This window comes from Sporichthya sp. (genome assembly GCF_013815995.1).
Lineage (GTDB): Bacteria > Actinomycetota > Actinomycetes > Sporichthyales > Sporichthyaceae > Sporichthya.
Map to the genome: position 1 here is coordinate 1 of NZ_JACDFE010000066.1, position 7906 is coordinate 7906.

Annotated in this window: 5 protein-coding genes and 2 pseudogenes; 2 read left to right on the forward strand and 5 right to left on the reverse strand. The window is 71.3% G+C overall.

What is annotated here, in order from left to right; all coding sequences use genetic code 11:
* Positions 1–134 precede the first annotated feature (134 nt).
* Positions 135–391 (reverse strand): annotated as a pseudogene (locus tag H0X00_RS23790) (ATP-binding protein); the annotation flags it as partial.
* A 456-nt stretch (positions 392–847) separates the two neighbouring features.
* Here H0X00_RS23790 and mobF point away from each other — a divergent pair.
* A pseudogene (mobF, locus tag H0X00_RS09645) lies at positions 848–3907 on the forward strand (MobF family relaxase).
* Entirely contained in the window at positions 3904–4272 is a 369-nt protein-coding gene (locus H0X00_RS09650; RefSeq protein WP_293769474.1) for a hypothetical protein, read from the forward strand. The pseudogene mobF and the gene H0X00_RS09650 overlap by 4 nt, the downstream one beginning before the upstream one ends.
* Positions 4273–4537: 265 nt before the next feature.
* Here H0X00_RS09650 and H0X00_RS09655 read toward each other — a convergent pair whose 3' ends face one another.
* The 4 genes from H0X00_RS09655 to H0X00_RS09670 form a co-directional block, all read right to left on the reverse strand.
* Complete coding sequence (locus H0X00_RS09655) at positions 4538–5905, reverse strand: hypothetical protein (protein WP_293769476.1); 1368 nt, start codon at positions 5903–5905, stop codon at positions 4538–4540.
* Positions 5902–6297, reverse strand: a complete 396-nt coding sequence (locus H0X00_RS09660; RefSeq protein WP_293769478.1) for a hypothetical protein — start codon at positions 6295–6297, stop codon at positions 5902–5904. The genes H0X00_RS09655 and H0X00_RS09660 overlap by 4 nt, the downstream gene beginning before the upstream one ends.
* A gap of 142 nt (positions 6298–6439) precedes the next feature.
* Positions 6440–7489, reverse strand: a complete 1050-nt coding sequence (locus H0X00_RS09665; protein WP_293769480.1) for an ArdC-like ssDNA-binding domain-containing protein — start codon at positions 7487–7489, stop codon at positions 6440–6442.
* The coding region (locus tag H0X00_RS09670) for a hypothetical protein (protein WP_293769482.1) at positions 7486–7906 on the reverse strand (421 nt) is incomplete at its 5' end. The genes H0X00_RS09670 and H0X00_RS09665, both read right to left, overlap by 4 nt.

Below are 7906 nucleotides of genomic sequence, written 5' to 3' on the forward strand. Positions count from 1 at the left end.
GCGACGCAGCTCCGATCCGGGCCGAAACCGGATACTCCCGGGCTCCCGGGATGCCGGTCGGGGCACCGGCGGTGCCCGCTGCGCCCGCGGCCGACGAGGAGGAGCCCCACCCGAGCGGCGCTTGACGGTCCCGCCTAATCGGTGCGGGCGGCGGCGGGGAGTTCCACCGTGACGCGCAGCCCGCCGGCCGGGCGGGGGTCAGCGTCAGCGTCAGCGTCCCGTTGTGCGCTTGCACGATGCTCTTCACGATGGCCAGGCCGAGACCGACCCTGGCGTCATCGGTGCGGATTCGTTCGGTGCCGCGCCGGAACGGCTCGGTGAGCGTGCCGACCAGGTGGGCATCGAGCTGGTCACCGGTGTTCTCGACGGTCAGCTCCACCGCCTCGGGGTGAACGCCCCACGTGCTCTACGGCAACAATCCGACGCTCCCGGAGACCCCGCGCCAGACTCGTTCTACGAGCTCGAATCGCAGCATCAGAGTAATAGCGACGTCGCCGGGCGACACCCCATCAGAATGCGATCACGGCCACAGACCTCCGCGCACCACCCCGGACGTCCGCATACCAGGGCGCACTCTGACGGACAGTCAGACCACCCGCTCCCCGGCCGCAACCACCCACCGGCCCGCACCCGACCGCCATTCTCAGGCAACGACACGGCAATCGAAGAGCGCCAACGCGTACTCGTCTGACACCCAGGTAGCGGCAAGACCTCAAAGCCTCTACTCATCTTGCTCAAGGTGAGGCCGCCGTGGATCTGGCCGGAATCGCGCACACAGGGATGACGTGGAGTCCTCCCAAACCCTCGTCGCGCCGAACCTGTCGGCCCGGTGGCCACGGTGATGTCGTTGGCGCGCCTGTCGGCGGGGTCGGGGTACCGGTACCTGCTCAAGCACACCGCGTGCGGGGACTGCGCCCGAGAAGCCGGAACGTCGTTGACGTCGTACTACGCCGAGTCCGGCTACCCGGCCGGCCGATGGTCCGGCACCGGACTGGCCGGGCTCAACGGCGGAAGCGGTCTCGCGGCAGGCACAGCCGTCACCGAGGAGACGATGGCCGCGCTCTACGGTCGCGGCCACGACCCGGTCACCGGGTCGGCGCTCGGCCGGGCCTACCCCACCTACCGGACCGCCGACGAGCGCGTCGCCGAGGCGATCAGCAAGCTGCCCGCGGCCGACACGGAGGCTGTCCGGCGGGCCGCGATCGAAGCGATCGAGACCCGCGAGCGCGCCCGGCCAATGAAGGCCGCGGTTGCCGGGTTCGACCTGACGTTCACCGTTCCGAAGTCGGCGAGCGTGTTGTGGGCACTCGGCGACCCGGCCACCCAGCAGGCCGTCGCCGACGCTCACCGTGAGGCGGTCACCTCCGTGCTTCACCTCATCGAGGAGCGGTTCCTGCACACCCGCGTCGGCGCCCATTCCTGCGCGCAGGTCGCGACCCGCGGAATGCTCGCCGCCGGCTTTGATCACTGGGACACCCGTACCGGCGATCCCAACTTGCACACCCACGTCGTGATCGCCAACAAGGTGCAAGGACCAGACGGACGCTGGCGGTCCGTCGACGGCCAGGCGATCTATCACGCCGCGGTCGCCTGCTCCGAGGTGTACGACACCCTGCTCGCCGACGCACTGGCCGCTCGCCTCCCCCTCACCTGGGGACTGCGGGACCGCGGCGATCGCCGCAACCCGGCTTTCGAGATCCACGGCATCGAGGACAGGCTGCTCACGCTGTTCTCTGCCCGCAGCGGCCAGATCGAGACGCATCTCCGTGGCCTGCTCGCCGACTTCACCGCCGAGTACGGCCGCGACCCGACCCGCCGCGAGATGCTGCGGCTGCGCCAGCAGGCCACTCTCGCCTCCCGCCCGGACAAGACTGTCGCGCCGCTACCGACGCTGTTCACGCGCTGGCGGACCCAAGCCACGGCGGCCACCGGGCGGCCCATCGAGGTGACCGTCGCGGGCGCTCTGCGCGGCGCCCCCTCCCCGGTTCAAGCCGACGCGGTCCCCGCCGAGTTGATGGAGCGATTCGCGCAGGCGACGCTGGTCGCGCTCGGGGAACGCCGCTCGACCTGGACCCGCCCGAACCTGCTCGCCGAAGCCGCCCGCGCCACCCGCTTGCTGCGCGTCGCTGGACCGAGCGAGCGGATCGCCCTGCTGGACCGCGTCGTCGACGCCGCGCTGTCCGCGTGTGTCTCGCTGGATCCGCCCGAGGTGTTCACCAGCCCGGCCCGGTTCCGTCGCGCGGACGGGACCAGCGCCTTCACCCGTCCCGACGAGCACGCCTTCACGACCACCGCAGTGCTGGCGGCCGAGGCGCGCCTGTTGGCCGGCACCACCATCCTCGACGCACCATGCGTGGACACCGAGGACCTCGCGGCGGCGGCCGCGCGGATCCCGCCCGGGGCACCAGGTCGGCGCCTGTCGGCGGACCAACAGGCCGCGGTCGCCGCGATCGCGTCCTCCGGGCGGCGTATCGACGTGCTCGTCGGCCCAGCCGGCACCGGAAAGACCCGCACCCTGCGAGCCTTGCGTGCCGGGTGGGACCACGCTCACGGCCGCGGATCGGTCATCGGGCTGGCGCCCTCCTCCACCGCAGCCGCCGAACTCGCCGCCGCCCTCGGGACGACGTGCGAGAACACCGCGAAGTGGCTGCACGAGTCCACCCGCGACGACCCCGACCCGCGCTGAGTCCTGCGACCCGGGCAACTGGTGGTCGTCGACGAAGCGTCCATGGTCGCCACCGGAGATCTCGATGCCCTCGCCACCCAGGCCGCGATCGCCGGCGCGAAGCTGGTCCTGGTCGGTGACCATCACCAACTGGGCGCCGTCGGAGCCGGCGGCGCCTTCGCGCTGCTCGCCGACCAGGCCGAGGCCGTGCACCTGAGCGGGCTGTGGCGCTTCGAGCACCGCTGGGAGGCCGAGGCGACCCGTGGCCTGCGGGACGGGCGCACCAGCGCCCTGGACGCCTACGCCGAGAACGGTCGGCTGCACGGCGGTCCCGCGGAACTGATGATGAACGCCGCCTACGCCGGGTGGGCGGCTGACGTCGCCGCCGGCCACGCCGCTGTCCTGGTCGCCAACGACCGCAGCACCGTCGCCGCGCTGAACCAGCGCGCCCACGACGACCGCGTCGGCGCGGGCCTCGTGCACCCCGACGGCATCCGGCTCGCCGACGACGCCATCGCCGGCGTCGGGGACATCGTCGTGACCCGGCGCAATGATCGGCGGATCCCGACCCCGGACGGCCACCTCCGCAACGGCGCGCTGTGGCAGGTCACGGCGGCGAGCCTCGACGGGTCGATCGAGGTCCGGCCACTCCCCCGGACCGGCACCGACACCCCACCTCCCGAAGGCCACGCAGGCGCCTCGGCCAGCACAGTCCGCCTGCCCGCCGACTACGCCCAGGCGCATGTCGAGCTCGGCTACGCCACGACCGTGCACCGCACCCAGGGCACGACCGTCGATCGCGGGCATGCCGTCGTCCAAGCAGGGATGACCCGCCAGCAGCTCTACGTCGCGATGACCCGGGGCCGAGGCGGGAACCATGCCTACGTCGCGCTCGACGGAGTCGACCCGGCCTGCCCGCAGCCACCCGACGGGAACGTGATTCCGACGGTACGTCAGATGCTGGAGAAGGTGCTCACCACGGACGGCGCCGAGTTGTCGGCCACCGCGACCCTGCGCCGGCGCCAGGACGACTCGACCTCGCTGCGCCGCCTGCTGCCGATCCGCGACACGCTCACCGCTGCGGCGGAGGCCGGCGACGGTGCGTCGGGCCGAAGCGCCGATGAGATCAGACACCTGCTCCGCCTCCGCGCGGCTCAGGCCCGCCGGCCCCAAGCACAACGGCGGCCCGGAGTCGTCGAACCCGATCCCACACAGTCGAGATATCGAGGAGTTCAGCGATGACCAGCCCCGAGTACACCGACAACCTGCCCCCGGATCTGTTCCCCACGTTCCCGGTCTGCTGGGCCACCCTCTCCGACGTCGAGACTGAGGATGCCCTGGAAGAACTCGACGACTGGGTCACGTGGCTCGTCGATCGCTACAGCCTCGATCACCGCGCCGTCCCGCCCTGCTGGGAGCAGCATGGCGCGCTGGTCGAGGAGCTGTCCGCCCTACGCACCGCGTGGATCTCAGCGTTCAACATCACTGGGCGACCCGAGGCGCCGCTCGAGTGGCATGCCCATTTCGCCGCCGCCCTGCGCCGGCTCATTGACTGGGCATCTCGGACCGGGTGCCGCACCGGAGGCCAGCACCGCCCGGACCGCTGAAGCCCACCTTTCGCCATCCCGGGTGCCAGGCCCGCAGCCACGGATCTTGTCGCCGGCAGATGCTGCAATGGGAGCGACATCGTGGAGGTCCCATTGAGCGCGAGCCACCTGAGAAGATCGGCACGGTCGGCTCTCGAACTCGCCGGGCTCAGTGGGGCTCAGTGGGGCCGAGCTACCCACGCGCAGTGGGCCACGGGCTTCGACCCGGCGACGACAGTCCTCGTGCGTCCTCCTGCCTAGCGGCACCAGCACGAACTGCTCGGCTTCAGGCCGAGGGCGGCAGGTGCTCCCGCGGCGGAACGGCAGGGTGGGATGGTCGCCGCAACGGCGCCAGCGACCCGCGCGGGTTTTCCATCAGGGTTGCCGCCACCCTCGTGCTCGTAGGCGTCCCCGGCACAGCTCGGGAGTCGTTGCGGAGGCGCAGCTCACTGGCGGCGGCGATCGCGCGCTCGAGCTCGGTGAGCATCCGCGGCATTCGATCCGGGTCCTGCCTCGTCGCGATGGTGTAGCGCAGGCACGTGCGCTGGCTTCGGTCGGGGATGGCCCAGCGGCGATGGTCGACCTGCGTCCGCGTCTGCTCGGCGAGGACGCCCAAAAGACGCGGAACGCGACCGGCAATCCGCGAGGCCTCCGTGTTGTCGGGAAGCGGGGCGCGGCCACCGAGGGCGGCATGGGTGTAGCGAGCGAGCTCGCGGATCTGGTGCTCCAGCGCCGGCGCGTGGCACTCGACCATCACCGCCTCGCCGTGGCGACCGAGTACCACCTGGTGGAGCTCAGCCACGAGTTCGCTCAAGCCCTCTCGTAGCGGGCGGCCGTCAGCGGTGAGGGCGCCGGCCCTGGCCGCAAGGATGCTCAGGTCCCGTCCCAGGGTGGCGACGACCCGGACATGGGCAGGCGCGACCACATCCGCGTCCTTGACCAGAGTGGTCAGGCGTCGGATGGCGGCGCAGGCCGATCGCCCATCGGTGGGGGCGATCACCCGACGTGGCTCCGGGCCGCTGATTGCCCGAGTCGGCGATTCCGGCTCCCGCCCGGTCGGCGCATCCGCCAGGCTGCGCACTTCCCGAGCGATGAGCCGAAGTCCGATCGAGCAATCGAGGTAGGCCACAAGATCGGGACGGGACGCCGCCACCACGACGGTGCGCAGGGCCTGATCGCAGGCGGTCACGAGTTCGATCAGGGCGGCGACCTCGCGCACGGCATGCCAGGCGTGTTCTCCGTCGAGCTGGCGGACCACGGCAGACCACATCTGGTCGGCCCAGAGCGCATCGCGCCCGACCGCAGCCCATCGGCGGGTCACGTCGCTGCCGGGCGCGGCGGCATCGAGCAGCTCACTCGGACTGCGGGTCAACCGCGGACGCCCCCGGCCCTGGAGCCGGATGGCCAGGGCACGAACCGGATCTCGCTCGGCCATCGCCAGCATGTCCATCCGCCCGCTGGTAGGTAGCTCGCGAGGGACCGCGGACAGGTCCTGCAGCACGACTGCGGCGCCGGCCAGCACGGCGGCCCGAGCGGTAACGGCGACGTCGAGGTCGATCCGCGGGTTGACGTTGGGGTCGCGGCCGCCGGGAAGGTGAGCGAGTTCGGAAAGCCGCAGGCCGGTGCCACAGACAATCTCCTCCCACGTGGTCATGGCCACTGGGGGGCACACCCGTCGAAGCCGGGGTCTTCGGGGAGCATGTCCGGCTCGAGGTAGCCCTCGAAATCGCCGAGGCATTCGAGGTCGGAGAGGTCATCGATCGTCGCTGCGAATCTCGCCACGTCCGCTGCCGAGAGAGTCTCGGCGATGGCCGCCCGGAGGAACATGACAGCGTTGGCAATGTCGGCTCCGGGGTGGACCGACACCTCCCGGTCGACCAGCGGCGGGTAAGGCGGGTGCACTGCCTCGAGGCTGAGGAACGCGAGCCCGATCAGGGTGACGTCGAGGCAGGGATTCATCGGATCCTCGTCCAGGGCCAACCGGCGCTGCGCGCGCGACATGGCGATGCGTGCCCATGCCACGGAACCCGCGGGGTCGGTGAACATCGGGTGATCGTTCATCTGTCCTCCTCAATTGCGGTGGCGGATTCCGCCACCGTCGACCAAATTCGGGCGCCGCCCACCAGAGGTCGACGCAATCTGTGGACAACCGCTTCGGCGTGGCCTGCCTTGTGGACAGCGGTGCCGGTCATGACCGACTCCTGCCGGGTGGCTCGTGGCCCGTCTGCGGCATGTCGGGACCCAGCGCGGGGCCCCGCTCGGTCGCCGGCGGTTCAACCGAGAAGGCTTCGATCGCGGGCGGCTCAATCCCCGGTGGGCCGTTGTGGGGGTCATCGACGTGGAGGTCGTCGAGGATGGTGCGGGCGGTTGCGATGACGCGGGTGGCCGCGGCGCGCAATAGGTCGGTGTCGCCACCGGACCAGCCGGCCAGGTAGGGCACCGAGTAGGCCTCGCTGGGTAGCCCGGCCATGCTGGTGACCAGGTAGGCGATCGACTCGGCCTCCACCTCGGCCTGGGCCCGGCAACCGAGCGAGCTGCGGTACTCGGCCAGGAAACGGTGCTCGTGGTCGGCGCGGACATGCCCGAGTTCGTGCGCCATGCTCTTGGCCGCCTGAGCCTGCGGCACGTCGTCCCGGACCCGCACGATGCGGGTAGTGAAGTCGGTGTATCCGTTCGCACCGTGGCAGGGTCCACGTTCGACGCCGAAACCGCCGGCACGGATCAGCTCCGCCAGCCGCGCAGCGAGCAGGCGCGGCGCGGACCCGGTCAGCAGCTGCGGCTGGAGGTCCGGCAACGGTTCCCCGATGGTCTGATCAACGTCGAAGACGTGGACGACGCGGAAGCCCCGCAGTTCCTTCGGCGCCTCCCGCTGTCCCTCCCGGTCCAGCGGCGTCTGCGGGGTTCGGGCTTGGTTCGTCGGCACCTGCGATGTGGCGTCGTTGCGGCGGGGCCGAGACAGGCACGGGGCGAGGATCGCGATTCCTTTCTCCCCCGTGCGGACCCGGCGACCGAGAGCGTTCCAGGTGCGGATCCCGCCGACGCGGGTGGCGTCGGGACGTTGGAGGCCGATGAGCAGAACGTTGTTGGCTCTGTAGGTCGGGAATCTCGCGGCGATGGTGAGCATGCGCCGCCACTCCTCCCCGCTGGTGAGTGCTTCGACGGCGCTCACCAACCGCGCGTGCACGGCGGCGAGCCGATCGGCCGGGTCGGTCCGCACGGTCGCCGTCGACCGGCTCATCTGACGGTCCCTTGGCCCGAGGCCAGGACCGGGCGCAGGGGCGAGTCGGTGGGCAATGGCAGTCCGGCGCAGACCGGCACCGACCAGCCGAGATAGCGCGCGGGGTCGACGAATCCGGCTTCGAGGCGAGCCAGGGTCACCTGGTAGATCCCGCCGGAGGAACCGGTGGTCGCGTCGAGTACGTCGTTGGAGACCACGGTGATCAGGTATGGGTTGCAGCCGGCCCTGGAGATGACAAGGGCGACGTGGCCGGGTTCACCTGCCCCGGTGTCCCAGTAGGCGAAGGATCCCGGTGGCGGGCAGCGGTCGCCGGGGTGGGCGAGTCCGTCGCGGCTCATCGCGGCCCAGTGCGCGGCGGCGGTGGGGTACCCGGAGTTCGCGTAGCCGTAGGCCCGGCAGGCCAGCCGGTCACAGAGT